Genomic DNA, 230 nt, shown 5'->3' with positions numbered 1-230 from the left:
CTTTTGCTCAACAAACGTTAGATAGGGTTCATGATCAAAGTAACGATGAAAAGCATCATCACGAAATGCCAACACCTCTCTGGCAGAGATATGATTGGTCGGCAATGGCAAACAGTCATAGCTGTGCTGGGAAAAACCAGACCAAGTTTCAGGTAACTGCCATCCATGCTGCTTAGCTTGAACATAGAGTTGCGAGCCAGGATAAGCCATGGCTGAATAGAAGTTAATGA

Annotated in this window: 1 protein-coding gene; it reads right to left on the bottom strand. The window is 43.9% G+C overall.

From position 1 onward, the window contains the following. Positions 1-230: hypothetical protein (locus A3773_RS18280; protein WP_197462890.1), on the bottom strand; the 230-nt coding region annotated here is incomplete at both ends.

Origin of the sequence: Neptuniibacter pectenicola, assembly GCF_001597735.1 — a bacterium.
In the GTDB taxonomy this organism is placed as follows: Bacteria; Pseudomonadota; Gammaproteobacteria; order Pseudomonadales; family Balneatricaceae; genus Neptuniibacter; species Neptuniibacter pectenicola.
Note: the sequence above shows the minus strand (reverse complement) of the source record. Positions and strands in the feature narration are given on the sequence as shown.